The 24,470-nt window shown below is 65.8% G+C and carries 21 protein-coding genes; 8 read left to right on the plus strand and 13 right to left on the minus strand.

Going from position 1 to position 24,470, the window contains the following annotated elements:
• Positions 1–3: 3 nt before the first annotated feature.
• A complete protein-coding gene (gene aroC, locus AC1RRP_RS04885) occupies positions 4–1,098 on the minus strand; it encodes a chorismate synthase (RefSeq protein WP_493033812.1) in 1,095 nt (364 codons plus the stop codon).
• 49 nt (positions 1,099–1,147) lie between these two features.
• On the opposite strand from aroC, the gene AC1RRP_RS04890 reads away from it, so the two are divergent.
• The gene (locus AC1RRP_RS04890; protein ID WP_493033814.1) at positions 1,148–4,678 is read left to right on the plus strand and encodes a class I SAM-dependent DNA methyltransferase; all 3,531 of its coding nucleotides are present in this window, start codon (positions 1,148–1,150) and stop codon (positions 4,676–4,678) included.
• Between the two features lie 57 nt (positions 4,679–4,735).
• Here AC1RRP_RS04890 and AC1RRP_RS04895 read toward each other — a convergent pair whose 3' ends face one another.
• The 3 genes from AC1RRP_RS04895 to AC1RRP_RS04905 form a co-directional block, all read right to left on the minus strand.
• Positions 4,736–5,041: an addiction module antidote protein gene (locus tag AC1RRP_RS04895; protein WP_493033816.1), complete on the minus strand. Its 306-nt coding sequence runs from the start codon at positions 5,039–5,041 to the stop codon at positions 4,736–4,738.
• 6 nt (positions 5,042–5,047) lie between these two features.
• Positions 5,048–5,332, minus strand: a complete 285-nt coding sequence (locus AC1RRP_RS04900; protein WP_493033818.1) for a type II toxin-antitoxin system RelE/ParE family toxin — start codon at positions 5,330–5,332, stop codon at positions 5,048–5,050.
• Positions 5,333–5,490: 158 nt separating this feature from the next.
• Complete coding sequence (locus tag AC1RRP_RS04905) at positions 5,491–5,949, minus strand: CBS domain-containing protein (RefSeq protein WP_493033820.1); 459 nt, start codon at positions 5,947–5,949, stop codon at positions 5,491–5,493.
• 142 nt (positions 5,950–6,091) lie between these two features.
• On the opposite strand from AC1RRP_RS04905, the gene AC1RRP_RS04910 reads away from it, so the two are divergent.
• Both AC1RRP_RS04910 and AC1RRP_RS04915 read left to right on the plus strand, forming a co-directional pair.
• The gene (locus tag AC1RRP_RS04910) at positions 6,092–7,393 is read left to right on the plus strand and encodes an O-acetylhomoserine aminocarboxypropyltransferase (RefSeq protein ID WP_493033822.1); all 1,302 of its coding nucleotides are present in this window, start codon (positions 6,092–6,094) and stop codon (positions 7,391–7,393) included.
• Positions 7,393–8,211, plus strand: a complete 819-nt coding sequence (locus AC1RRP_RS04915; RefSeq protein ID WP_493034175.1) for an alpha/beta fold hydrolase — start codon at positions 7,393–7,395, stop codon at positions 8,209–8,211. The genes AC1RRP_RS04910 and AC1RRP_RS04915 overlap by 1 nt, the downstream gene beginning before the upstream one ends.
• A gap of 12 nt (positions 8,212–8,223) precedes the next feature.
• Here the strand turns inward: AC1RRP_RS04915 and AC1RRP_RS04920 are convergent, their stop codons facing one another.
• The 4 genes from AC1RRP_RS04920 to AC1RRP_RS04935 form a co-directional block, all read right to left on the minus strand.
• Entirely contained in the window at positions 8,224–8,619 is a 396-nt protein-coding gene (locus AC1RRP_RS04920) for a tetratricopeptide repeat protein (protein ID WP_493033824.1), read from the minus strand.
• A gap of 101 nt (positions 8,620–8,720) precedes the next feature.
• Positions 8,721–12,518, minus strand: coding sequence for a tetratricopeptide repeat protein (locus tag AC1RRP_RS04925; protein ID WP_493033826.1), 3,798 nt, complete (start codon positions 12,516–12,518; stop codon positions 8,721–8,723).
• Between the two features lie 65 nt (positions 12,519–12,583).
• The gene (locus AC1RRP_RS04930) at positions 12,584–14,614 is read right to left on the minus strand and encodes a CHASE2 domain-containing protein (protein ID WP_493033828.1); all 2,031 of its coding nucleotides are present in this window, start codon (positions 14,612–14,614) and stop codon (positions 12,584–12,586) included.
• Positions 14,615–14,681: 67 nt separating this feature from the next.
• A complete protein-coding gene (locus tag AC1RRP_RS04935; protein WP_493033830.1) occupies positions 14,682–15,341 on the minus strand; it encodes a metal-dependent hydrolase in 660 nt (219 codons plus the stop codon).
• Positions 15,342–15,529: 188 nt separating this feature from the next.
• On the opposite strand from AC1RRP_RS04935, the gene AC1RRP_RS04940 reads away from it, so the two are divergent.
• Both AC1RRP_RS04940 and AC1RRP_RS04945 read left to right on the plus strand, forming a co-directional pair.
• Positions 15,530–15,823 (plus strand): Mpo1-like protein, encoded by a 294-nt coding sequence (locus AC1RRP_RS04940; RefSeq protein WP_493033832.1) that lies wholly within the window; start codon positions 15,530–15,532, stop codon positions 15,821–15,823.
• Positions 15,824–16,020: 197 nt separating this feature from the next.
• On the plus strand, positions 16,021–16,122 hold the full coding sequence (locus tag AC1RRP_RS04945; RefSeq protein WP_493033834.1) for an Mpo1-like protein: 102 nt from the start codon (positions 16,021–16,023) through the stop codon (positions 16,120–16,122).
• Between the two features lie 15 nt (positions 16,123–16,137).
• Here AC1RRP_RS04945 and AC1RRP_RS04950 read toward each other — a convergent pair whose 3' ends face one another.
• Entirely contained in the window at positions 16,138–17,346 is a 1,209-nt protein-coding gene (locus AC1RRP_RS04950; protein WP_493033836.1) for a YihY family inner membrane protein, read from the minus strand.
• 20 nt (positions 17,347–17,366) lie between these two features.
• Here AC1RRP_RS04950 and AC1RRP_RS04955 point away from each other — a divergent pair, with 20 nt between their 5' ends.
• The 3 genes from AC1RRP_RS04955 (at position 17,367) to AC1RRP_RS04965 (ending at position 20,083) form a co-directional block, all read left to right on the plus strand.
• On the plus strand, positions 17,367–17,774 hold the full coding sequence (locus tag AC1RRP_RS04955) for a DUF2069 domain-containing protein (RefSeq protein ID WP_493033838.1): 408 nt from the start codon (positions 17,367–17,369) through the stop codon (positions 17,772–17,774).
• Entirely contained in the window at positions 17,771–19,192 is a 1,422-nt protein-coding gene (locus tag AC1RRP_RS04960) for an FAD-binding oxidoreductase (protein WP_493033840.1), read from the plus strand. Before AC1RRP_RS04955 ends, AC1RRP_RS04960 begins: the two co-directional genes overlap by 4 nt.
• A gap of 468 nt (positions 19,193–19,660) precedes the next feature.
• A complete protein-coding gene (locus AC1RRP_RS04965; protein ID WP_493033842.1) occupies positions 19,661–20,083 on the plus strand; it encodes a bZIP transcription factor in 423 nt (140 codons plus the stop codon).
• A 435-nt stretch (positions 20,084–20,518) separates the two neighbouring features.
• Here the strand turns inward: AC1RRP_RS04965 and AC1RRP_RS04970 are convergent, their stop codons facing one another.
• Genes AC1RRP_RS04970 through AC1RRP_RS04985 form a run of 4 tightly spaced genes read right to left on the minus strand, consistent with a single transcriptional unit; the run spans position 20,519 to position 24,377 of the window.
• On the minus strand, positions 20,519–21,487 hold the full coding sequence (locus AC1RRP_RS04970; RefSeq protein WP_493033844.1) for a Bug family tripartite tricarboxylate transporter substrate binding protein: 969 nt from the start codon (positions 21,485–21,487) through the stop codon (positions 20,519–20,521).
• Positions 21,488–21,536: 49 nt separating this feature from the next.
• Positions 21,537–22,511, minus strand: coding sequence for a Bug family tripartite tricarboxylate transporter substrate binding protein (locus AC1RRP_RS04975; protein ID WP_493033846.1), 975 nt, complete (start codon positions 22,509–22,511; stop codon positions 21,537–21,539).
• 53 nt (positions 22,512–22,564) lie between these two features.
• Positions 22,565–23,542 (minus strand): quinone oxidoreductase family protein, encoded by a 978-nt coding sequence (locus AC1RRP_RS04980; RefSeq protein ID WP_493033848.1) that lies wholly within the window; start codon positions 23,540–23,542, stop codon positions 22,565–22,567.
• Positions 23,543–23,561: 19 nt separating this feature from the next.
• Complete coding sequence (locus tag AC1RRP_RS04985) at positions 23,562–24,377, minus strand: enoyl-CoA hydratase (RefSeq protein ID WP_493033850.1); 816 nt, start codon at positions 24,375–24,377, stop codon at positions 23,562–23,564.
• Between the last annotated feature and the right edge of the window lie 93 nt (positions 24,378–24,470).

Below are 24,470 nucleotides of genomic sequence, written 5' to 3' on the forward strand. Positions count from 1 at the left end.
GGCTCAAGCCTGGCCGGGAATCGGCGCCATGGGCAGCTGCACGTCACCGCACTGGGCGCGGTGCCGCAGCGCGTGGTCCATCACCACCAGGGCCAGCATGGCCTCGGCAATCGGCGTGGCGCGGATGCCTACGCAGGGGTCGTGGCGGCCCTTGGTGATGACCTCCGTGCTATGGCCCGCCGTGTCGATGGATTCGCGCGGCTGCAGGATGGAACTCGTCGGCTTGACGGCGATGGAGACCTCCAGGTCCTGCCCGGTGCTGATGCCGCCCAGCACGCCGCCGGCCTTGTTGCCCTTGAAGCCCTGGGGCGTGAGCGCGTCGCCATGGGTGCTGCCCTTGTCGGCCACGCTGGCAAAACCGTAGCCGATCTCCACACCCTTGACGGCGTTGATGCCCATCATGGCGTAGGCGATGTCGGCATCGAGCTTGTCGAACAGCGGCTCGCCCAGGCCCACGGGCATGTTCGTGGCCGTGACACGCAGGCGCGCGCCGCAGGAGTCGCCCGACTTGCGCAGGGCTTCCATATAGCTCTCCAGCGCAGACACGTCGGCCGCCGGGGCGAAGAAAGGGTTGTGGGGCACGTGGTCCCAGGACTCGAAGGGGATGGCGATCTCGCCGATCTGCGTCATGCAGCCGCGGAACTCGGTACCGAACTTTTCCTTCAGCCACTTCTTGGCCACGGCGCCGGCGGCCACCATGGGCGCGGTCAGGCGGGCCGAGGAACGGCCGCCGCCGCGCGGGTCGCGGATGCCGTATTTGCGCCAGTAGCTGTAGTCGGCGTGGCCGGGGCGGAAGGTCTGCAGGATCTGGCCGTAGTCCTTGCTGCGCTGGTCGGTGTTCCTGATGAGCAGGCAAATGGGGGTGCCCGTGGTCTTGCCCTCATACACGCCGGAGATGATTTCCACCGTGTCGGGCTCGTTGCGCTGGGTCACGAACTTGGAGGTGCCGGGGCGGCGGCGGTCCAGGTCGGGCTGGATGTCGGCCTCGCTGAGTGACATGCCGGGCGGGCAGCCGTCGATCACGCAGCCGATGGCCGGGCCGTGGGATTCACCGAAGTTGGTGACGGTGAAGAGGTGTCCGAAAGTATTGCCGCTCATGGGATGGGATTATCCCAGAGCCGCTGCACCTGCCGCTATCATGCCCCTCATGGGAGAGACCAACACGCAAAGCACCGCCACACCAGAGGCGGTTCAGCACTTCATTGGCCGCTGGAGCGGTGTCACCGCCTCCGAGCTGTCCACCGCGCAAAGCTTTGTGCGCGAACTGTGCGCCCTGCTGGGTGTGGAGCCACCCCATCCCACGGGGGCTCAGGACTATATGTTCGAGCGCCCCATCACCTTCCAGCACGGGGACGGCAGCAGCAGTGCCGGCCGCATCGACTGCTACCGCCGCGGCCACTTTGTGCTGGAAGCCAAGAAGATCAAAGGCAGCACCGCCACCAAAGGCTTTGACGACGCCCTCATGCGCGCCCGAGCCCAGGCTGAGGGTTATGCCCGCGCCCTGCCCGCCTCTGAAGGGCGCCCGCCGTTCTGCCTGGTGGTGGATGTGGGCAACGTCATCGAGCTGTATTCCGAGTTCACCCGCAGCGGCGCCACCTACACGCCCTTCCCCGACCCACGCAGCCACCGCATCAAGCTGGCCGATCTGGCCCGCCCCGAGGTGCTGGACACCCTGCGCGCCATCTGGACGCAGCCCGACAGCCTGGACCCCGCCCGCGCCAGCGCCCGCGTCACCCGGGAGGTGGCCGCCCAGCTGGCAGAGCTGGCCAAATCCCTGGAGCAGACTGGCCACCGCGCCGACCATGTGGCCGCCTTTCTGACCCGCTGTCTGTTCAGCATGTTTGCGGAAGACGTGGAGCTGCTGCCCAAAGGCAGCTTCCTGAACCTGCTGCGCAGCCACCACGCCCAACCCGGCACGCTGCAGCAGATGCTGCGCACCCTGTGGACCGATATGGACCGCGGCGGTTTCAGTGCTGCGCTGGCGACGCCGGTGCTGCTCTTCAACGGCAAGCTGTTCAAGGACCCGCTGGCCACCGGGTACAGCCTGCTGCTCACGCCGGCCCAGATCGACCTGCTGATCACGGCCGCCAGCGCCAGCTGGCGCGAAGTGGAGCCCGCCATCTTCGGCACCCTGCTGGAACGCGCGCTCGACCCGACCGAACGCCACGCCCTGGGCGCGCACTACACCCCACGCGCATACGTCGAGCGGCTGGTGCTGCCCACCGTGGTGGAGCCCTTGCGCGCAGACTGGGCCAATGCCCAGGCCGCGTCGCTGGTGCTGGCCCAGGAAGCGGCCGAACTCAGCGGCAAGGCCCATGAAGCCAAGATGGCCGAGGCCCGCGCCGAAGTGCACAAGTTCCACCACCAGCTTTGCACCACCCGCGTGCTGGACCCGGCCTGCGGCAGCGGCAACTTTTTGTACGTGACGCTGGAGCACCTGAAACGCCTGGAAGGCGAAGTCCTCAACCAGCTGGAAGCCTATGGCCAGACGCAAGACAGCCTGGCACTGGAGGGCGAAACCGTCACGCTGCAACAGCTGCGCGGCATCGAGCTGAACGAGCGCGCCGCCGCCCTGGCCGAGCTGGTGCTTTGGATCGGTTACCTGCAGTGGCACATCCGCACCCGCGGCAACAAGGCCGTGGCCGAACCCGTGATCCACAACTACGGCAACATCGAATGCCGCGACGCCGTGCTGGCCTGGGACGACCTGGAGCCGGCTTATGACAGTGATGGCACGCTGCTCACGCGCTGGGACGGCAAGACCTTCAAGACCCACCCGGTCACGGGCGCCCAGGTGCCCGACGAAGCGGCCCAGGTGCCGCAGTGGAAATACCTGAACGCACGCAAGGCCGAGTGGCCCATGGCGCAGTTCATCGTGGGCAACCCGCCGTTCATTGGTGCCAGCACCATGCGTGCCGCGCTGGGCGACGGTTATGTGGAGACACTGCGCCGCGTCTGGTCCGAAGTACCGGAAAGCGCAGATTTCGTCATGTACTGGTGGAGCCATGCGGCAGACCTGCTGGTGCAAGCGCAGACCCATCGCTTCGGCTTCATTACCACCAACAGCATCCGCCAGACCTTCAACCGCCGCGTGCTGGAACGCGCCCTGCTGGCCGGCACGGTGATTGAATTTGCCATCCCGGACCACCCCTGGGTGGACTCGCACGATGGTGCGGCCGTGCGCATTGCCATGACCGTGTGCCGCCGCGACGCGGATGTAAACATGACGATGGATGACTCGCTGGCCGGGCGCGACTATGCCAAGCTGCTGACCGTGACGAGTGAAGCGCCCGGTGAGCACGGCGAAGTGCTGGTGAGTTTCAGCCAGCAATTTGGCGAAATCCATGCAGATTTGAGCGTTGGCGCCAATACAGCAAGCGCCGTGTCACTGCGCTCCAACGAGAACCTCAGCAATCGTGGCGTGCAACTCTTTGGCGCAGGCTTCATCGTCACAGAAAAAGAAGCTCACGAATTGGGTCTGGGTAACACACCCGGTCTGGAGCAAGTAATTCGTGAATATCGCAATGGGCGCGATCTGACTGAAGGCCAAAGAGGCGTCAAAGTCATTGACGCATTTGGCATGACAGCCGAACAACTTCGCGCTCGATTCCCGGCCATCTATCAGTGGCTAATGGAACGCGTTAAACCTGAACGCGACCAAAATAACCGCGCAAGCTACCGTGTTAACTGGTGGATACACGGTGAGCCCCGCAAGGTTCTGCGCAAGCAACTCGCGCCCCTCCCCCGTTACATCGCCACCGTAGAAACCGCCAAGCACCGCACTTTCCAGTTTCTGGACGCCAGCATCCTGCCCGACAACATGCTCATTGCCATCGCCAGCAACGATGCCCATCACCTAGGCGTTCTCTCCAGTCACTCCCACATTGAATGGGCTTTAGCAGCAGGCGGTCGTTTAGGTGTTGGGAATGATCCGCGTTACAACAAATCCCGCTGTTTCGAAACCTTCCCCTTTCCTGACACAGACACCGGTCTCACCCCGGAATTGCGCCACCGCATCGCCGCCCTCGCCGAGCAGATCGACGCCCACCGAAAGAAGGTGCTGGCGCAGTCGGCCAAGGACGGCAGCAAGCTCACCCTCACCGGCCTGTACAACGTGCTGGAAGCCCTGCGCGAGGGCCGTGAACTCACGTCCAAAGAAAAAGCCATCCACACCCACGGCCTGGTCGGCGTGCTCAAGGACCTGCACGACGAGCTGGACGCCGCGGTGCTGCAAGCCTACGGCTGGAGCGATGCGCCCGACACGCCCGAGCTGCTCACCCGCCTGGTCGCGCTGAACGCCCGCCGCGCTGCCGAAGAAAAGAACGGTAACGTGCGCTGGCTGCGCCCCGAGTTCCAGCACCCGACGGCGGCAACCGCACCCAAAGCAAAGAAGAACGAAGAACTGTTCGCACCGGATGCGCCGGATGAGGCGCCCGCGTCGGCAGCAAGAGCGGTGGCCAAGCCCGAGACCGGCGCCCAGCCCTGGCCCGCCACCCTGCCCGAACAGGTGCGCGCGGTGGCCGCGGTGCTGTCTGCCAGCAGCGGCGCGATGGCGCTGGACGCCATCGAAGCCAGCTTCAAGAGCCGCGGCCCCTGGAAGAAAGGCCTGCCGCGTATTTTGGAAACGCTGGAGGCCCTGGGCCGTGCACGGCGTGAGGGGGATGGGTGGCGGAGTTGAAAGAGAGCCGGGGACAGGCCTTGCATTTGACGCAGGGGCCCGCTCTTCCTCCGGCTTTCAGGCATGAATCGCCTGCGCCACCAGTTTCACGCCCAGCGCCTGACACACCCGGTTGATCGTGTCGAAGCGGGGCTGGGAGGTGGAGCGCAGGGCCTTGTACAGCGCCTCGCGCGTCAGGCCCGACTGCTCGGCGACCGCGCTCATGCCGCGCGCCCGGGCGACCACGCCCAGTGCGTGGGTGAGTTCGCCCATGTCGTTCTCTTCCAGCACAACAGTAAGGTAGCTGGCAACGTCTTCGTCGGTCTTGAGCATTTCCGCCATATCGAAATCAGGCAGCTCGGAGACTTTGATTTTCCGGGTCATGGTCATTCACTCCTCAAGGGTTCTGGACAGCGCGATGGCCGCCGCAATGTCCGCCTGCTGGGTGCTCTTGTCGCCGCCACCCAGCACCTCGCCGCGCTGCACGTAGTACATGCGCCAGCCCGGCCCGAAGTGCTCACGCATCTCCCACACGCCCTCGCCCACCGGCTCCACATCGCCCAATAGACCGCGCTGCGCCTTGTCCAGCCGCTTGCCCAGCCGGATACGGCTCATGCCGTCTCTGATGTTGCCCAACCAGTCATCGAACTCGGGGGTGCGCTTGATCGTCGGCATGGGATGATTGTAATCACTTGTTCACAGTGTCGCAAGGGACGGCGATGTTTTGCCCTTCGCCACTGCTCACCCAAGTCAGGGGAGCCTGTCAAGCATGGATCTGACGTTGCCAGCGTCAAACCGAATGGCTCGGCGACCGCGCTGGCATGGTGCGCAACTCAGAACTTCGAATCCGGCACGTCGTCTTCCGGCCAGTCGCGGATGTAGGCCTTGAGCATCTTGTTCTCGAAGTTCTGGCTGTCCACCACGGCCTTGGCCACGTCGTAGAAGCTGATCACGCCCATGAGCATCTTCTTGTCCATCACGGGCATGTAACGTGCATGGCGGTCCAGCATCATGCGGCGCACCTCGTCGAGCTCGGTCTCCATGGTGCAGGTCAGGGGCGCGTCGTCCATGGCGGTGCGCACCAGCGTCGTGCCCACGCTGCCCCGGTTCTTCACCACCTGCTGGATGACTTCGCGGAAAGTCAGCATGCCCACCAGGTCGCCGTGTTCCATGACCACCAGCGAGCCGATGTCCTTCTCGGCCATGGCGTCCAGCGCCCTGGCCAGGGGTTCCTCGGGGGTCACGGTGTACAGGGTGCTGCCCTTGACGCGCAGGATGTCGCTGACTTTCATGGTGTGCTCCTCGTGACGCCTATGTAGCTTGGTTTGCTATGAATATAGCCCACAATGTCACCATTCAAACGCTAATGCCCGCGCAGGTCAACCGGTCGCAGCCACCGGTTTACCCTGATGACGGCGGCTCAAGGAGAACTCCATGCCCGGCTATTCCGACCCTGGCTTCGACACCCTGGCCTTGCACGCCGGTGCCGCACCCGACCCGACCACGGGGGCCCGTGCGGTGCCCATCCACCTCACGACTTCCTTTGTCTTCGAGTCCAGCGACCATGCCGCGGCGCTGTTCAACCTGGAACGCGCCGGCCATGTCTACAGCCGCATCAGCAACCCCACCAACGCGGTGTTCGAGCAGCGCATGGCGGCCCTGGAAGGCGGCATCGGTGCCATTGCCGTGGCCAGCGGCCAGGCGGCGCTGCACCTGAGCGTGGCCACGCTGATGGGCGCGGGCTCGCACATCGTGGCCTCGACCGCCCTGTACGGCGGCTCGCAGAACCTGCTGCACTACACCTTGCGCCGCTTCGGTATCGAGACCACCTTCGTCAAACCGGGTGACCTGGACGGCTGGCGCGCCGCCGTGCGCCCGAACACCAGGCTCTTCTTCGGCGAGACCGTAGGCAACCCGGGCCTGGACGTGCTGGACATCCCCGCGGTCAGTTCGATCGCCCATGAGGCCGGCGTGCCGCTGCTGGTGGACTCCACCCTCACCTCGCCCTGGCTGATCAAGCCCTTCGAGCACGGCGCCGACCTGGTCTACCACTCAGCCACCAAATTCCTCAGCGGCCACGGCACGGTGATCGGCGGCGTGGTGGTGGACAGCGGCAGCTTCGACTGGGACCGGTCCGGGAAATTTGCCGAACTCAGCCAGGCCTACGACGGTTTTCACAACATGGTCTTCACCGAAGAGTCGACCATCGGCGCCTTCCTGCTGCGCGCGCGGCGCGAGGGCCTGCGCGACTTTGGCGCCTGCATGAGCCCGCACACGGCCTGGCTGATCCTGCAGGGCATCGAAACGCTGCCGCTGCGCATGGCGCGCCACATGAGCAATACCGAGAAGGTCGTCCAGTTCCTGGCCAGCCAGCCTTTCGTCTCGCGTGTGGGCCATCCGCTGCTGGAGAGTCACCCCAGCCATGCACTGGCAAGGAAGCTGCTGCCGCGCGGTGCGGGTTCGGTGTTCAGCTTCGATCTCAAGGGCAACCGGGAACAGGGCAAGGCCTTCATCGAGGCGCTCAAGCTCTTCAGCCACCTGGCCAATGTGGGCGACTGCCGCAGCCTGGTGATCCACCCGGCCAGCACCACCCACTTCCGCATGAGCGACGAGGCCCTGGCCGGTGCCGGCATCACACAGGGCACGATCCGCCTGTCCATCGGCCTGGAGGACCCGGACGACCTGATCGAGGATTTGAAGCGGGCATTGAAGGCCTCAGAAAAGGCAGGTGCATGATGATGCTCACCGTCAACGGCGCACCCAGCTACTGCTACACCGGCGGCAAGGCGTTTGATGCGACCAAGCCCACGGTCGTGATGATCCACGGCGTGCTCAACGATCACAGCGTCTGGAGCCTGCAGAGCCGTTACCTGGCCAACCACGGCTGGAACGTGCTGGCCGTGGACCTGCCGGGCCACGGCCGCAGCAGCGGTGACGCGCCCGAAACCGTGGAACAGGCGGCCGCCTTCATCGCCGACCTGCTCGACGCCGCAGGCATCCAGCGTGCCGCCCTGGTGGGCCACAGCTGGGGCTCGCTGATCGCACTCGAAGCCGCCGCACGCCTGAAGCAGCGCATCAGCCACCTGGTGCTGGTGGGCACGGCCTACCCCATGAAGGTCTCGCAGACCCTGCTGGACGCCTCGCTCAACGAGCCTGAAAAGGCCCTGAAGATGATCAACGTCTTCTCACGCAGCACCCTGGCGGCGCCCCCCTCCTCGCTGGGGCCGGGCACCTGGATCTACGGCGCCAGCCTGGCCCTGGGCCGGCGCGTGCTGGCCAGCAATCGGCAGGTCAATGTGTTCCACCGCGGCTTCCAGGCCTGCGACCGGTATGCGAATGGCGAACAGGCCGTGACCCAGATCGACTGCCCGGTGCTCTTCCTGCTGGGCAGCATGGACCAGATGACGAGCCCCAAGGCGGCACAAAGCCTGATCGCCAAGGCCCGTGAGAGCGGTAAAAAGGTGGAAGTGGTCAGCCTGCCCGTGGGCCACCACCAGATGACGGAAACCCCGGACGAGACACTGGCCGCGATCCGCGATTTCCTGCGGCGCTGAAGGCCGCAGCGCTTATTTGCCGGTCATCAGCCGCGCCATGACCTGATCGGCGTCGGCCTTGAGCGGGCTGTTGGGGTAGGTCTTGCTGAACTCGGCAAAGGCGGCCTTGGCCTGGTCCTTCTGCTCGGCCTCGACCAGGGCCATGGCCTTCTGGAACGCGCCGAGTTCGTCGGCATCGATGGACTGGGGCTTGGCCTCGCCTTTCCAGTAGACGTCGGTGGCTTCGACGGCCGCGCCACGCACCCCGCCCACGGCGGTGGTGCTGCCCAGCTTCTTCTGCGGCGTCATCTGCTCGATCTTCATGCGCAACCGCTCCCAGAAGCCGGTCCAGGAATCGCCCTGGCCGCCGCTCTGGGCAAAGGCAGTGGCAACACCGAAGGCAAGCAGGAGAGTGATGAGCTTTTTCATGTGGGACTCCGGAAGTTCAGGGCGTGTCCGCCGTCATCAGCGAGTATGGGAGCCAGCCAGTCAAAATCAAGTCCGCTGGCGACACACACACGCCCGTTTGTCTATTTTTTCTCACGCGAAGCCGCCGCCGCGGGCCTGGCCCTGGACGAAGACAAGGCGTTCAGCAGCTCCAGGCCCAGCGCCTTGTACTTGTTCGCCATGGCCGGGTCCACCTTCTGGGCCTGCGTGAACGCCTCCTTGGCCTTGTCCACGTTCTTGCCGGCCTTGTAGGCCTGGGCCAGGTTGACCAGGATCTCCGGGTCCTTGGGATCAGCCTTGGCCGCATCGGCGTAATACTTCTGCGCGTCGGCGTACTGGCTGTCCAGCATGTGCAGATTGCCCAGGTTGTTGAGCGCGGCGGCGTTGCGCGGCTGGTTGTCGACCACCTTGCGGAAGTACTTGCGCGCCTCGGCGCGGTCGCCCTGGCGCGCCAGGATGATGCCGGTCTGCAGGTGCGCGTCCATGTCGGCCGGGTTCTTCTGGATGGCCTGCAGGTAACGGCGCGTCATGGTCTGCGAGCTGATCTTGAGCACCGAGAGCAGGTCGCCGGGGAAGTTGCGCTCCATCACGTCGCGGCCCACCACCGGGGCGCGCCAGGGGTCCTCGGGCAGGCCGGCAGGCTTGAACTTCTCCCAGGCCTCGTGCACATCGAAGACGGCAAAACCCTCCTTGCCCTTCTCGCGGTAATAGGTGGCGGCACCGGTTTCCCAGGCCTTGATGAAAGACTTGCCCACCAGCGTGGCCTCCACCGGGATCCACAACATGCCCTCGTGGACCACGTACATGTCGTTCATGGTGTAGCCGTCGGAGCTGGCCTCCACGCCGGTGGCGAACATCATGAGCATGTGACCCGGCACCAGCAGCACGCGCGTGGGGATGCCCAGGCTCTCCAGGGCGGCCGAGTACAGCGCCACCAGATCGTCGCAATCACCCGAGCGGCGCTGGATGGTCTCGCGCGGGTACTGGATGTAATCCACGTAGTCGACCTTGTTGGACGTCACCTGGTAGGGGTTGATCGGGTCCTGCACATAGGTCACGCCCAGGGCGCCCAGGGTGTTGAAAAGCGCCGCGGCCAATTGGGTCGGCTCCTTGTTGGCGCCGAACTCCGAGGCCACCGAGCGCGAGAAGTTGATCAGCAGCGGGTCCTTGGGTGTGACGAAGGCGGCGTAGCGGCCGCGCTCGTCCCAGCCCATGCGGTGTTTGTCGTAGATGTTGATGGTCTTGATCTGGCTGTAGACCCGGGGCTGGCCGTTCTCGAAGTAGCTGGCCTCCAGCTTGGCCTGCACGGGGGTGTCTTCGGTCAGCGTGAGGATGTTGTTGTTGAACACGGCCTTGAGCACGACTTCGCGGCTGGCGCCGGGCTCCAGCGAGGGGATGCGCTGCTCGGTCGGGAAGTCCATGAAGTTGTTGAGCACGAAACTGACCTTGATGTCGTTCATGGTCGAGCGCGTGTTGTTGCTCAGCTTGATGGCGCCCACGCCGTCCTTCTCGTAGAGCTTGTAGCTGTTGGAGAAGACGTTGTGCAGCTGGCCGGCATCGATCTCCAGCGGGGCGCGGTTGTCGGCCAGGGTGCTGGCCGACACGGCCTGCTTCTCGGATTCCACGCCGTCCACGCTACGCGCCGCCAGCCAGAAGGTGTAGGCCGTGCCGGGGTTGAGGTTGTCGCGCTGGAACTCGGGCGTGGCGGTCTCGCCCAGCCTGGTGAACTTCTCGCCCTCCTTCTGGTAGACCACATAGCCGGTGACCAGCTTGGCGTCCAGCGCCTTCCAGCTGATGCGCACGCGCGCCGTGGTGGCCTCGGCCTTGACCTCCTGCAGCGGCGGCGGGGTGTACTTCAGTGCCACGCCGGCCACGACCGGGCCCGGCAGGCCTTCCTCGCCACTGGCCGTGGCGGCCGCCACGCGGTAGTGGAAGGTCTCGTCGGGCTTGAGCTGGGCGTCGATGTACTGCGCGTTCGGGCTGCTGCCGATGCGCACAAAGGGCCCGGCTTCGCTGCTGGCCCGGTAGACCTGGTACAGCTTCACATAGGCCAGGGGCGACGCGGCCCAGCGCAGTTCCACGGCATGCACCGACGGCTGTGCGACCAGCTGCTGCGGCGCGCGCGGCTTGTACTGTGTGCTGAACAGCTGCACCCGCGGGCTGCCGCGCTCGGCGATGTAGAAGCTGCTGGCATCGCGCAGGGCCAACGCGTCGGCCTCGGAGAGTTCGCCGTTCTCCTTGCCGGGGGCCGCAAAGCTGCGCAGTTGCCGTCCTTCGAAGCTGTAGACGCGTACACGGTCGCTGTCCAGCACGAACAGCTCTTCCTGCGTGGCCAGCAGGGCCACGGGGCGGCTGAGCTTCTCGGTCTCGCGCGCCGGGTCGTTGCCGAACTCGCGCAGCGGCTCGCCCGCGGCGGAAAAGACCGTGATGGCGTTGCGGCTGGTGTCGAGCACGTAGAGCTGGTCCTGGGCATCGATGGCCAGTGCCGCCGGGCGACCCAGCTTCTCGCGCACACCCTTGTCGATCAGCTTGAAGAACACGCCGTCGGCGCTGAAACCCTGGATGCGGCCATTGCCGCTGTCGGCGACATAAAGGCTGCCATCGCTGGCGATGACGAAGTCGTTCGGGCCGTCGAGCTGGCCGTTGCGGCTGCCGCTGCTGCCGACGGTCAACACCGAGTTGCCGGCCGCATCGAGCTTGTGCAGGCGCGCGCGGTTGCGCTCCAGCACCCACAGGGCGCCGCTCTTGTCGAAAGCCAGGGCCGTGGGGTTCAGGTCCTTGAGCGGCATCTCCTGCGCGGCGCCATCCTTGATGCGCAGCAGGGCCGACTTGTCACGCGCCACCGCAAGCAGCGTGTCCTTGCCGTCCCAGGCCATGCGGCCGGCGGCGACGTTGAGACTTTGCTGCCAACGCACATAGGGCACGGCCGTCTGCCGCGGCGTGAGCACGCTGGCGGGTGCCGCGCCGGTGCGGAAGTGATGCACCAGGCCGCGCTCACGGTCACCCACGTAGACGTCGGTGCCGGCCAGCGCCAGGCCGGACAGGCTCAGGAACTGGGCGCGCCCGTCACCGCGGGAGCCGAAGTAGCTGACCATGCGTCCGCTGGCATCGTATTTCTGCACGGCATACCCTTCGGCATCGACCACATAGACGCCATCGTGCGCCATCTGCAGGGCCACCGGCTTGCCGTTCTTGGGCAGCAGGCGCAGGTGGCTGCCATCCTGGGCATACACCTTGACCTGCGACTTGTCGCTGAACAGCCCGCCGCTGGCATCGAGCACGTAGATCTGGCCCTGGGCATCGACCGCGACCGCCGCCGGCTTGTCCAGCTTGTAGGCCACCTTCTGCTCGTCGATGCCCTTGTTGGCCGGTGCACTGTCGATAGGCAGGGTGGCCAGGAACACACCGTTGTCGCCATACATCTGGATGCGACGGTTGCCCGTGTCGGCCACGTAGACGATGCCGCCGGCCACGAAGATGCCCTGCGGCGAGGACAGGCCGCCCTCGCCGCTGCGGCCACCGAAGCGGCCCTTGTATTTGCCGTCCAGCGCGTACATCACGACGCGGTTCTCGTCGCTGTCGACCACGTAGACGGTGTCGTCGGACACCGCCACCGCCTCGGCCTGGCCCAGCAGGGACCGGCCTTCGGCGTCCTTGGCCTGCAGGCTCAACAGGACCTGGCCGTTCTGGCCGGCGTCCAGCACATCGACCTGCCCGCTCTTGCGCGCCACGTAGAGGCGGTTGCCGCCCATGCCCAGCAGCTTGCGGGTCTCCGTGGCCTGCAGGAAACGCACGTATTCGACCCGGCTGGGCGCAGCGTTCTGCGCCAGCACGGTGCCCTGCAGCAGCAGGGCCATGGCGGCGATGGTGAAAAGACGCATGGTGTCTGTCCTCTGATGGTTCTCGCCTGGCCATCGCGGGCCAGGTCTGCTATTTCGCTAAGGTGCTACTTGTCCTGCCGGTTGAACACGCCATCCCAGTCGGTGGAGACGGGCACCGCCTTGAACTGCAGGCAGCGCTCCAAATATAGCCGGCTCGGGATGTCGTTGGGGTACTCGCCCAGGATGGCCAGGAAGGCCTGCTCCGCCGCCTCCCAATGCTGCTGGCGGAACTGCGCCAGGGCGGCGGCAAAGAGGTTTTCCAGCCGGTCCTCTTGCGGCTGCACGGCGCCACGCAATTCGTGGATGGCCACCGGGATGTCCTTGCCCGCCACACGCACGCGGTCCAGGCGGCGGAAGCGGAAGCTGTCGCAGGTCTTGAGGTAGGTGGCGTCACCCACCACGAAGTCCACGCCGAAGTACTTGGCCATACCCTCCAGGCGTGAGGCCTGGTTGACGGTGTCGCCGATCACGGTGTACTCCATCTTCTGGCCGCGCGAGCCGATGTTGCCCGCCACCACGTCGCCGGTCTGGATGCCGCCGCGGATCACGAAAGGCTCCACGCCCTGCCGCTGCCAGCGTGCGCCCAGTTCGGCCATGAGCTGCTTCATGGCCAGGGCGCAGGCCACGGCGCGTTTGGCGTGGTCGGGCTGGGCCAGCGGAGCGCCCCAGTAGGCCAGGATGCCGTCGCCCATGAACTTGTCGACCGTACCGTCGTGCGCATAGATCAGCTGCACCATGGCGCCCAGGTATTCGTTGAGGCGCGCCACCACCACCTGCGGCTTGTGCCGTTCACTGAAGGCGGTGAAGCCCTTGATGTCGGTGAACATCACGGTCACCTCGCGGTTGTCGCCGCCGATGCGTGCCGCACCCGGGTTCTGCTCGAGCTGGCTGACCAGCTTGCTGGACAGGTAGCTGGAGAACATGGCCCGCATCTCGCGCGCGCTGCGCTCCAGCACCATGTAACGGAAGCCACCGCCCACCAGCAGGGCCACCGTGGCCGCCAGCGGCGGGTAGACCATGCTGACCCACTGGCCCTGCAGGAACAGCCAGTAGCTCAGGCCCACATAGGCCGCGGCCAGCAGCACCACAGCGGGGATGGCGCGCTGCAACCGCACCTGGGCCGTCAGCCAGAAGCTGGCCCCACCGATCAGCACGATCATCACCAGGTCGAACAGCGACTGCAGGCCGGTGCGTTGGATGTAGCGCTGGCTCAGGATGTCATCAGCCACGGCGGCGTGCACCTCAACCCCGGGCGAGTTGGGATGGAAGGGCGTGACGCGCATGTCGTAGATGCCCAGCGCCGTGGCCCCGAGGAACACCGTCTTGCCGCGCAGCGGCGCCAGGTCGACCCGGCCATGGACCACGTCGGCAAAGGCATAACGCGGGTAGTTGCCGGGCGCACCGGTGTAGTTGATCCACAGGGCACCGTCGCGCCCCACGGGGATGCTGCGCTCACCCAGCTGCACCCGGAAGGGTTCGACGCTGAACTGCTGCTCGCCCAGGCTCAGCAGGGCCGCCATCAGGCCCAGCGAGGGCACGGGCTTGCCATTGCGCTCGATCTGCAGCAGGTTGCGGCGGTTCACGCCGTCTTCCTCGGGAATCAGGTTGATGTGGCCGATACCGGCCGCCGCCCGCTCCAGCTGCGGCAGGCTGCCGGTGCTGCCGCTGACGCGGAACTGGCGGTCGAACTCGAAGGTGGTGGCCAGCACCACGTTGCCGGCGCGCCGGATCGCCTCGGCCAGGGCCTGGTCGGTCTCGGCGCTCTCGACCTCGGGAAAAAAGACGTCGAACAGGATGGCCTTGGGCTTGGCCGTCTCCAGGCGCTCCAGCAGGCGCACGTACTGCTGGCGGCTCCAGGGGAAACGCCCGAGTTCGGCGATGCTGCGGTCGTCGATGGTGATGATGGCGATGTCGGGGTGCGGCGTGATCGGGCCGCGCAGGCTCTTGAACCGCAGGTCGTAGGTACGCGCCTCGAAACCCTCGAGGAAAGTGTTCTGCTTGTAGTACAGCAGCGTGACCAGCAGCACCGACACGATGGCCAGCAGGATGGATGCCGCGCGAGAACTGCGCCCTTGCAGCGCCTGACCCAGATCCATGCTGTCTCCTCAGTGGTGTGTGCCGTGGTGTGCGTTCTAGGTTACCAGCTTGCCCGTCGCCTGTGTGTCAGGTCGGCACCACGGCGCGCCGGTGCCAGTCCACCCAGTAGGCCCAGAGCACCAGCAGCCATTGCAGCTGGCCGATCCAGGCGATGGCCTCGACGCTGGGCGGCGGGCTGCCGAGCACATTGCCGGCGTAGACCACGAAGAGGAAGAGCACCAGTCCCACCAGGCCCCAGCGGCCGGCGCCGTCCAGTGTGCGCGTGCTTCGGCTGTAAAGCCACACGCCCAGCATGAACAGCGGCACCTCCAGCGCCAGCGTGAGAACGAGAGAGGACCACAGGCGCAAGCCGAACACCGAGCCGCCCCAGGGCCACAGGGGCAGGTCCGGCCGGTGCACCAGCAGGTCCAGCAGCCAATGGCTCAGGACCAGGCCGGCCAGGATCAGGGCACTGCGGCGGTCGCGCCGCAGCAGGAAATGCAGGCCGGCCAGCAAGGCCGCCCAGCCCAGCACGGCCAACAGGCTGTGCGACCAGGGATAGTGCTCGAACACGAGGGGCGTGACCGTCGTGGCGCCAGGCTCGATGCGCACCCGCTCCAGCCCCATGAGCAGGAAGGTGGGCCACAGCAGGTCGATGAACTGGGCCGCCAGGAACAACGTGCCCAGCGACACCCGGGGTGCGGCGGTCTTGGCGGCAAAGCCGATGGCGAAATGGCCGATGAACATGGCATCACTCCTTGATCTGGGGCACGTCGCGCAGGAACACCGGCAGATCAAGTGCCCGGCGGGCGTCGCTGGACATAGGGGCCTGGGCTGCAGCATTGCGTGATCGCGGCACTATAACCGCCGGTGCTTGCCCCGCGCGGTCTGGCCGCCCTACACTGTGCATCGCATACCCCAAGAGGAGACCTGACATGAGCAGCCCCGCCGCCACCGATCCGCGCAGCTTCACGCGCTTTGCCGACTTCTACCCCTTCTACCTGGGCGAGCACAGCAACCGCACCTGCCGCCGCCTGCATTTCATCGGCAGCACGCTGAGCCTGGCCTGCCTGGCCATGCTGGTGGTCACGGCCCAGCCGCAGTACGTCCTCTACGCCCTGCTCTGCGGTTACGGCTTCGCCTGGCTGGGCCACTTCGGCTTCGAGAAAACAGGGCCTGTTCACCCCAATTTCTCAAGTGCGAACGGGGTGCAAACGGCGCCGATCTAGGCGCGCGACGAAGCCCAGGCCGACCGCCTGGGCGAGGAGTGCAACAACGAGTGGCGCCGTTTGCACCCCGTTCCCCTCGGGTTGCGGCCAAAATAGCCATGCGGGGTGTTGCGCGAACTTGCCGGGGATCACCCCGGCGGCGTCCACGCGCCTACCGCATGACTTTTTTGATCCGCAACGCACCTTGAGAAATTGGGGTGGACAGGCCCCAGCCCGCCAGCTTCAAGCGCCCGCTCTACCGCTTCATGGGCGACTGGGTCATGTACAAGGACATCTGGACCGGCAAGATTCCGTTCTGAGAATGCGGAAAGCTATCATTTCGATAGCACGTCGCAGAGCATGAGTTCTTCCAGGCGGCCGCTGCGCCACAGGGCGGCGGTGCTGGATTCGCGCGGCACCAGCAGGGTCTGCAGCATGGGCGCCAGCGGCGTGCGGGCCGGATCGGCCAGCAGCACCAGGCGCGGCAGCCCACCCTCGCCTTCGTCGATCAGGCGCCCCACCCAGTCCAGCCCCGTCAGCGTCTCCACCAGCTGCTCCAGCTGCAGCGGGTCGACACGCAGACGCTCGGCCAGCTGCATCAGCGTGAGGCCCCGGCGCGAGCGTTCCAGCTCCTGCAGCATTTCCACCGCCAGCTGGAAACGCCAGCCCGGCACCAGGGCACGCCGCGAGACCCCGGCCAGCAGGCTGGGCAGGTAGGCCGCGGTCACCGCACCCAGCAGCACGATGGCCCAGGCCACGTAGATCCAGACCAGCAGGATGGGCACGGTGGCAAAAGCGCCATAGACCGCGGAATAGGTGGGCACCAGCTTCAGGTAGACCGTCAGCAGCTTCTTGGCCAGCTCGATACCGGCCGCGGCGAACAGGCCGCCCGTCCAGGCATGGCTCCATTTCACCTGGGTGTGGGGAACGTAGTGGTAGGTCGCCGCCAGGCCACCGGCCACCAGGATGAACTCCAGGGTATCGAGCAGCAGGCGCAGGCCACCGTGCATGCCACCCACCACGTCGCGCGAAGCCGAGACGATGTAGGAGGTGATGGTCAGGCTGACCGCCAGCAGCAGCGGCCCCAGGGTGATGGCGGCCCAGTAGACCAGCACGCGCTGGCCCAGCGGGCGTGGCCGGCGCACGCGCCAGATAGCGTTGAGCGTGCGGTCGATGGTGAAGACCAGGCTCAGCGCCGTGAAGAACAGCGCGGTCAGGCCGGCCCAGCCCAGGCGGCTGGCCTTGCCGGCGAATTGCGTGAGGTAACCCAGCACCTGGCGCGCGATGTTGTCGGGGATCAGGCTTTCCACCAGCCACTTCTGCAGCACCTCCTGGAACTGGGCGAACATGGGGAAGGCCGTGAAGAGGGCCAGGGCCACCGTGATCAGCGGCACCAGGGCGATGGTGGTGGTGAAGGTCAGGCTGCTGGCGGACAGGCCCAGCCGGTCCTCGCGGAAACGCTCGCGCAGGGTCAAGGCCGTGGTTTTCCAGGGAAAGCGCGAGAGGTCGGTCAGCAACTCTTGCAGGCGGAGGGACAAGCTCATCCCGCTATGATGCCACCTCCATGCAAGCCACCGACACCACCATCCCCTCCCACGTCCGGCTCAGCCGTCAACTGGCCGTGGCCAGCCTGCTGGGCCTGATCGTGCTGGGCCTGGCCTGGGAACTCTGGCTGGCGCCGCTGCGCCCGGGCGGCTCCTGGCTGGCCCTGAAGGTGCTGCCGCTGTGCCTGCCACTGGCCGGTCTGCTGAAGAACCGCATGTACACCTACCGCTGGCTCAGCCTGCTGCTCTGGCTCTACTTCACCGAAGGGGTGGTGCGCGCCACCAGCGAGCCCGCCCCCGGCGCCTGGCTGGCCGGGCTGGAAGTGCTGCTGAGCCTGGCCCTGTTTGCCGCCTGCGTGCTGCACATCCGCCTGCGCCAGAAGGCTGCCCAGGCCACCCCCTCGAACCTCGACACCACCACACCATGACGACCCCCACCGAATTGCTGACCCAGCTGCGCCAGATCGTCGGCGCCTCCAACGTCCTGACCGAAGGCGATCTCAGCGCCTGGGAACTCGACTGGCGCCAACGCGAGCGTGGCCGTGCCCTGGCCGTAGTGCGCCCCGCCTCCACCCCCGAAGTTGCGGCCGTGGTCAAGGCCTGTGCCGCCGCGCGTGTGTCCATGGTGCCTCAGGGCGGCAACACCGGCATGGTGGTGGGCTCCACACCGGACGCCAGCGGCACCCAGGTGGTGCTCAGCCTGACGCGCATGAACAAGGTGCGCCAGCTCGACGCCGGCAACCTGACCATCACGGTGGACGCCGGCTGCGTGCTGCAAAGCCTGCAGGAAGAATGCGAGAAAGCCGGTTTCCTGTTCCCGCTGAGCCTGGCCTCGGAAGGCAGCTGCACCATCGGCGGCAACCTGGGCACCAACGCCGGTGGCACGCAGGTGGTGCGCTACGGCAACACGCGTGAGCTCTGCCTGGGCCTCGAAGTGGTCACGGCCCAGGGCGAGGTCTGGGACGGCCTGACCGGCCTGCGCAAGGACAACACCGGTTACGACCTGCGCCACCTCTTCATCGGCTCCGAGGGCACGCTGGGCGTGATCACCGGCGCCACCATGAAGCTCTACCCCATGCCCAAGGCGCAGCTCACGGCCTATGCCGCCGTGCCCTCGCTGGAGGATGCCGTCAAGCTGCTGGGTCTGGCGCACGAACACTTGAGCGCGGGCCTGACCGGCTTCGAGGTCATGGGCCAGTTCGCGCTGAGCCTGGTGGTCAAGCACTTCCCGCAGCAGCGCGTGCCCTTCTGGCAGGAATCACCCTGGTGCGTGGTGCTGGAGAACTCCGACAACGAATCGGAAGCCCATGCACGCGAGCAGTTCGAGCGCCTGCTCGAAGCCGCCATGGAAGCCGGTTGTGTGAGCGATGCCGTGGTCGCCGAGAGCATGGCCCAGGCCAAGGCGCTGTGGCACATCCGCGAAAGCATCCCGCTGGCCCAGGCCCAGGAAGGCCTGAACATCAAGCACGACATCTCCATCAACGTTTCGCGCATCCCCGCCTTCGTGGCCGAGACCAACGCTCTGCTGCTGGAAAAATTCCCCGGTGCACGCCTGGTGACCTATGGCCACCTGGGCGACGGCAACCTTCACTACAACGTCCAGGCGCCCGAAGGTGAGGACCAGCAGCGCTTCCTAGCCGAGGAAGAGGCACCCATGAACGAAGTGGTCTACGAGGTGGTGGACCGCTACCGCGGCTCGATCTCGGCCGAGCACGGCATCGGCAGCCTCAAGGTCGACAAGCTGCCGGACCACAAGTCACCCGTGGCTCTGGGGCTGATGCGCAGCATCAAGCAGGCGCTGGATCCGTACAACCTGATGAATCCTGGGCGGATGATTCGCGGGTGAGTTTGCCGGGCTTTTTATAGCTTCGTAAAAGATTGCTGCTTACGTGGCAAGCCGGGTCTCGCCCCGGCGGGCGACTCACTTTCTCTTGCTTCGCCAAGAGAAAGTAAGCAAAGAGAAGGCGAGCCGGGTGCGTCGTCCCTCCGCTACGCTACGGGCACACTGCGTTGCTCGGACCGGGCGGGGTGCGCGCAAACTCGCTGCGCTCAAACATGCGCGCCCCTTTTTCCGCCCGCTCCTGCGCTACTCGCCTCCGCACACGGCAGTGGGAACCGGATACCCGAACCCTGCAGTCCCCGCTCACGCGGTGACTGCAGGGTTCACGGTTTGTCATGCGCGCTACGCGACGCTATAGTCAGCCAAATTCTTGAAACAAGGCAAGCACTTAGCTTGCAGCAAGGGAGGCGCCAGGATGAACATCTGTCCATGTCATTCCGCACTTTTGCGATCCATATCACGTTAGGGATCTCCATGAACCGCGCCCTCTTTTTCCTTCTAGCGTTTTGCATGGCCGTTTTCATGGCTTCGTTTTTCGTTGCGGTTTCAAAAGAATCTGTGGCTGCCTATTCAATTTCTGGCGCATCGTTTGTTTGCTTTGTTGCTCTGTATGCGGCGGGGGTTCTAGGCTACAAAGTAGGAGGCAGCCATATATCGTTGGAAGCCAAAGTAGAAGCTCTGGAAAGTGAAAACACAGAGCTAAAGGAATCAGTAACTGCATTGGCCAAATCGATTTACATGGTCAGCAGCGAAAATGCGCCTGCATTTGGCTTCAAGCACGCTCCTGGCGGGCTGTTGGACCAATACTTGGCCCCGGTAAATCACCTGATTGAGGGTGACCTCAAAGCCGTAGTCGAAGAAGATTTGAAGAAAATTACTTATCCCAAAACCCCCTAACATGGCGCTCAACCTCGCCCCCGTCGATCGCTGGACGCTGCGCCATAGAGCGGCGCAGCGCCGGTTAGCTCAACGTTGACTCCCATAGCATTCGTTACCGTTCTTCCCACACGAAAAGGGCACGCTGTCGCGTGCCCTTTTCGTATTTGCATCCGGTTTTGGGTATCCCTCGCCCTTGTGGCTGTGCCGAGAAGCGCAGCGACAGGCGGATCAAGAGGCGCGCATGTTTGAGCCCGCAGGGCGAGTTTGCGCGGCTCCCGCCTGGCGCGAGCATCGCAGGCTGCCCCGGCGCAGCCGGGGTCACAGACACCAGGGTCGCCTTTTCTTTGGTAACTTTCTTTTGGCGAAGCAAAAGAAAGTTACTGCCCTGCCGGGGGCACATCCCGGCTTGCCACGCAAGAAAAGACTTCAATCAAAGAGCAGCCTTCGACAGGCTCAGTCGAGCTTGACGCCCGCATCCTTCACCAACTTCACCCAGAACTTCTCATCCTGCACCAGAAAAACCGCATAGTCCGCCGGCGACTTCGACAGCGACACCTCGGTCCCCTCGCGCGCCAACGCCGCCTTGACCGACTCCTGCTGCATGGCCGTACGCGTAGCCTCGAACACCTTCTGCACGATGGGCGCGGGGGTGCCCGCGGGCACAAAGAAGCCGTACCAGAAGTCCAGGTTGTACTCAGGCAGTCCTGCTTCCTTCATGCCCGGCAGATCGGGGAACAGGGCACTGCGTTCGGCCGCGCTGATGCCCAGGCCACGCACACGGCCGGACTGGATGTGCGGCAACGTGGACGGCGGTGTACCGAAGTAGATCTGCGTATCACCGGCAATCAGCGACTGCATGGCCGGCCCGCCCCCGCGGTAGGGGATCTCGGTGAACTTGACGCCCGCCACCTGGGCAAACTGCGCGGCCCCCAGATGCGTGGCCGAGCCGTTGCCGGCCGTGGCCACGTTCAGGCTGCCCGGGGCCGCCTTGGCCTTGGCGATCAGCTCCTTCACCGATGCAATGCCGGCGTTCGGGTTGACCGCAATCACCAGTGGCGACGCCGTGAGCTTGGTCACGGGTAGCAGGTCGCCGGGCTTGTAGCTGAGTTTGGGATTGAGCGCCGGGTTGACCGAGATGGCGGCAGGGCTGGCGATCAGCAGGGTGTAGCCGTCCGGGGCCGACTTGGCCACCAGATCGGCGGCGATGCTGGAGCCGGCACCGGCCTTGTTCTCGATCACGATGGGCTGGCCCAGGGCGCGACCCAGGGCCTCGCCCACGGCACGCGCCACATAGTCGGCCGCGCCACCGGGCGCAAACCCGACCACCAGCTTGACGGGTTTGTTCGGATAGGCCTGCGCCGTGGCCGATGAAGCACCTCCCAGGGCCAGCAGGCCGGCCAGCACGATAGACCACTGTCGCATGTCTCGTCTCCTTATCGTTGGAAAGCCAGGGCCCGCCGGGCAGGCCGCATCACTCGAGCTTGACGTCGGCGTCCTTCACCAGCTTGACCCAGAACTTCTCGTCCTGGGCCAGGAAGGCCGCGAAGTCCGCCGGCGACCTGGACACCGACACATCGGTGCCTTCGCGCGCCAGCGCGGCCTTCACGCTGGGCACCTGCATGGCGGTCTGCGAGGCGGCGAACAGCTTCTGCACGATGGCCGGGGGCGTGCCGGCCGGCACGAAGAAGCCGTACCAGAAGTCGAGGGTGTACTCCGGCAGGCCGGCTTCCTTCATGCCCGGCAGATCGGGGAACAGGGCGGTGCGCTCCAGCGTGCTGACGGCCAGCCCGCGCAGGCGGCCCGCCTGGATCATGGGCAGCACCGAGGGCGGCGTGCCGAAGGTCAGCTGCGTATCACCCGCAATGACCGACTGGATGGCCGGGGCGCCGCCGCGAAACGGAATGTGCTGCATCTGCACGCCGGCCACCTGGCTGAAGTGGGCCGCACCCAGGTGCGGCGCCGAGCCGTTGCCCGAGGTGGCGTAGTTCAAGGTGCCGGGGGCCGCCTTGGCCTTGGCGATCAGCTCCTTGACGGAGGTGATGCCTGTGGTCGGATTGGCTGCAATCACCAGGGGCGAGGCCGTCAGCTTGGTGACGGGCAACAGGTCGCTGGCCTTGTAACCGAGCTTGGGGTTGAGCGCGGGGTTGACCGAGATGCTGCTCGGGCTGGCGATCAGCAGGGTGTAGCCATCGGGGGCAGACTTGGCCACGGCCTCGGCGGCGATGCTGGAGCCGGCCCCCGCCTTGTTCTCGATCACGATAGGCTGCCCGAGGGCGCGGCTCAAGGACTCGCCAATGGCACGGGCGACAAAATCGGCAGCGCCGCCCGGGGCGAAACCCACCACCAGTTTGACGGGCTTGGCCGGGTAGGCCGGCGCCTGGGCCAGCGCGGCGTGGGAGCAGGTGCCCAGGACCAGGGCAGTCAGCAGCAGTTGGCGTTTGTTCATGTCGTCGTCTCCTCTTGATGAATGGTGGACTGATGTCGCGACGGGATGCAGGTTCAGGGCAGGCCGGCCAGGACGATCTTGCCCATGTGCTGGGCGGCTTCCATGGCCGCCTTGGCTTCGGCCAGCTGCTCGAAAGGCAGCACCCGGTCGACCAGCGGCACGATACGGCCATCGGCCAGCATCGGCAGGATCTGCGCCTTGAAGGGCGGTACGCCCTCGGCCTTCATGTCGGCGTTGCGCAGCTTGTTGGACACACCGAAGAGCGTCAGGCGTTTGGCGTGCAAGGCGTCGAGGTCGATCTCGGCATGCAGCGCGCCGTCGACATAACCCACCACGGCCAGCCGGCCCTGGAAGGCCAGGCAGCGCATGCTCTCCGCGAACATCGTGCCGCCTACGGCGTTGACCACCAGGTTCACACCCTTGCCGCCCGTGGCCTGCATGACGGCGTCATGGAAATCAGGCCGACGCGTACAGATGCCCAGGTCCAGGCCCAGGGTCTTGAGATGGTCGAGCTTGGCCTGTGAGCCCGAGGTGCCGATCACCCTGGCGCCCAGGGCCTTGGCCATGGTCAGCGCCGTCACGCCCAGGCCCGAGGACACACCCGGGATCAGCAGCCACTGGCCGGCCTGCAGGTGACCCTGCAGCACCAGCATGTCGTGCACGACCAGACCGGTCAGGGGCACGGCCGAGGCCTGCTCCCAGCTCAGGCCTTCGGGCTTGGGCATGGCTTCGCGCGCATCCATCAGCGTGAACTCGGCAAAACCACCGGAGCAACGGCCCATGACGGCATCACCCGGCTTGAAGCCCCTGACGCCGGCCCCGCAGGCCACCACCTCGCCCGCCGCTTCCATGCCCGCGGCCTTGGCGCTGCCTTCGGCCTGCAGGCTGTGGCCGATGATGAATTCACCGCGGTTCAGGCCAGCGGCGCGCACGCGCACCAGCACCTGGCCCGGCCCGGCTTCGGGACGGGGAATGTCACGTAACTCGACGGCGATCTTGCCGCCGGTGATCCTGGCCCAGTAGGACTTCATCTTGTTTTCCTTCGTCGCTTCACTTGCCGCGGAACACCGGCTTGCGTTTTTCCATGAAAGCCTTGCGGCCCTCGGCATAGTCCTCGCTCTGGAAACAGCCCTGGATGAGCTGCTTGCACTTGTCAAAGTCCACCTCGGGCGAAGGCTTGAGGATCTCGGCCACGATGGCCTTGCCCGCGCGCACCGTCAGCGGCGCATTGGCGGCCAGGGCCTGGGTGTACTCGGCCAGCAGCGCGGGCAGCTGGTCCGGCCCGCACACGCGCGAGATCAGACCGACCTCCTTGGCCTCCACCGCGCTGATACGACGCGCCGTGAAAAACAGGTCCTTGGCCACACCGGGGCCGACCAGGTCCACCAGGTTCTTCATGGCCGAGTAGCGATAACCCAGACCCAGGCGCGCGGCCGGGATGGAGAACACCGCATCGCTGCTGGCGATGCGGATGTCGCAGCTCATGGCCACGTTGACACCACCACCGATGCAGTAGCCACGGATGCAGGCCAGCGTGGGCTTGCTGAAGTTGTAGATGCCCATGAGCGCCTGCTCGGCCATGAGCTCGTAACGGGCCACGGCCTCGCGCGCGGCGCGCATGTCCTCGAACTGCGAGATGTCGGCACCGGAGACGAAGGCCTTCTCGCCCGCGCCCGAGAACACCACCAGACGCACACGCTCGTCCGTCTCGGCCTGGGCCAGCAGCACGGGCACGGCCTCCCACATGTCCACCGAGAGCGCGTTGTGACGCTCGGGATTGTTGAAGCGGATGTGCAGCGTGCTGCCATCCTCGTCCATCCAGCTCTGCACCCGCTCGGTGGGGGACTGATAAGTGATTTCTTGCATCTCAGTTGCTCCACTGCGCCGGGCAAGACCCCCGACGCATGAAAGGGTCTAAGCGGGGAATGCCGTGGAACCGGCTTTGCCGGGCCACTGGCA

The organism is Hylemonella sp. GW821-FHT12C09, from assembly GCF_058807395.1.

Bases quoted from the DNA above. Each gene is read 5' to 3' on its own strand.
- AC1RRP_RS04915 (WP_493034175.1), top strand. From the start codon at position 7,393: ATGATGCTCACCGTCAACGGCGCACCCAGCTACTGCTACACCGGCGGC.
- aroC (WP_493033812.1), bottom strand. From the start codon at position 1,098: ATGAGCGGCAATACTTTCGGACACCTCTTCACCGTCACCAACTTCGGT.
- AC1RRP_RS04935 (WP_493033830.1), bottom strand. From the start codon at position 15,341: ATGTTCATCGGCCATTTCGCCATCGGCTTTGCCGCCAAGACCGCCGCA.
- AC1RRP_RS04950 (WP_493033836.1), bottom strand. From the start codon at position 17,346: ATGAGCTTGTCCCTCCGCCTGCAAGAGTTGCTGACCGACCTCTCGCGC.
- AC1RRP_RS04900 (WP_493033818.1), bottom strand. From the start codon at position 5,332: ATGCCGACGATCAAGCGCACCCCCGAGTTCGATGACTGGTTGGGCAAC.
- AC1RRP_RS04905 (WP_493033820.1), bottom strand. From the start codon at position 5,949: ATGAAAGTCAGCGACATCCTGCGCGTCAAGGGCAGCACCCTGTACACC.
- AC1RRP_RS04955 (WP_493033838.1), top strand. From the start codon at position 17,367: ATGCAAGCCACCGACACCACCATCCCCTCCCACGTCCGGCTCAGCCGT.
- AC1RRP_RS04910 (WP_493033822.1), top strand. From the start codon at position 6,092: ATGCCCGGCTATTCCGACCCTGGCTTCGACACCCTGGCCTTGCACGCC.
- AC1RRP_RS04940 (WP_493033832.1), top strand. From the start codon at position 15,530: ATGAGCAGCCCCGCCGCCACCGATCCGCGCAGCTTCACGCGCTTTGCC.
- AC1RRP_RS04920 (WP_493033824.1), bottom strand. From the start codon at position 8,619: ATGAAAAAGCTCATCACTCTCCTGCTTGCCTTCGGTGTTGCCACTGCC.
- AC1RRP_RS04980 (WP_493033848.1), bottom strand. From the start codon at position 23,542: ATGAAGTCCTACTGGGCCAGGATCACCGGCGGCAAGATCGCCGTCGAG.
- AC1RRP_RS04960 (WP_493033840.1), top strand. From the start codon at position 17,771: ATGACGACCCCCACCGAATTGCTGACCCAGCTGCGCCAGATCGTCGGC.
- AC1RRP_RS04965 (WP_493033842.1), top strand. From the start codon at position 19,661: ATGAACCGCGCCCTCTTTTTCCTTCTAGCGTTTTGCATGGCCGTTTTC.
- AC1RRP_RS04970 (WP_493033844.1), bottom strand. From the start codon at position 21,487: ATGCGACAGTGGTCTATCGTGCTGGCCGGCCTGCTGGCCCTGGGAGGT.
- AC1RRP_RS04895 (WP_493033816.1), bottom strand. From the start codon at position 5,041: ATGACCCGGAAAATCAAAGTCTCCGAGCTGCCTGATTTCGATATGGCG.
- AC1RRP_RS04925 (WP_493033826.1), bottom strand. From the start codon at position 12,518: ATGCGTCTTTTCACCATCGCCGCCATGGCCCTGCTGCTGCAGGGCACC.
- AC1RRP_RS04985 (WP_493033850.1), bottom strand. From the start codon at position 24,377: ATGCAAGAAATCACTTATCAGTCCCCCACCGAGCGGGTGCAGAGCTGG.
- AC1RRP_RS04890 (WP_493033814.1), top strand. From the start codon at position 1,148: ATGGGAGAGACCAACACGCAAAGCACCGCCACACCAGAGGCGGTTCAG.
- AC1RRP_RS04930 (WP_493033828.1), bottom strand. From the start codon at position 14,614: ATGGATCTGGGTCAGGCGCTGCAAGGGCGCAGTTCTCGCGCGGCATCC.
- AC1RRP_RS04975 (WP_493033846.1), bottom strand. From the start codon at position 22,511: ATGAACAAACGCCAACTGCTGCTGACTGCCCTGGTCCTGGGCACCTGC.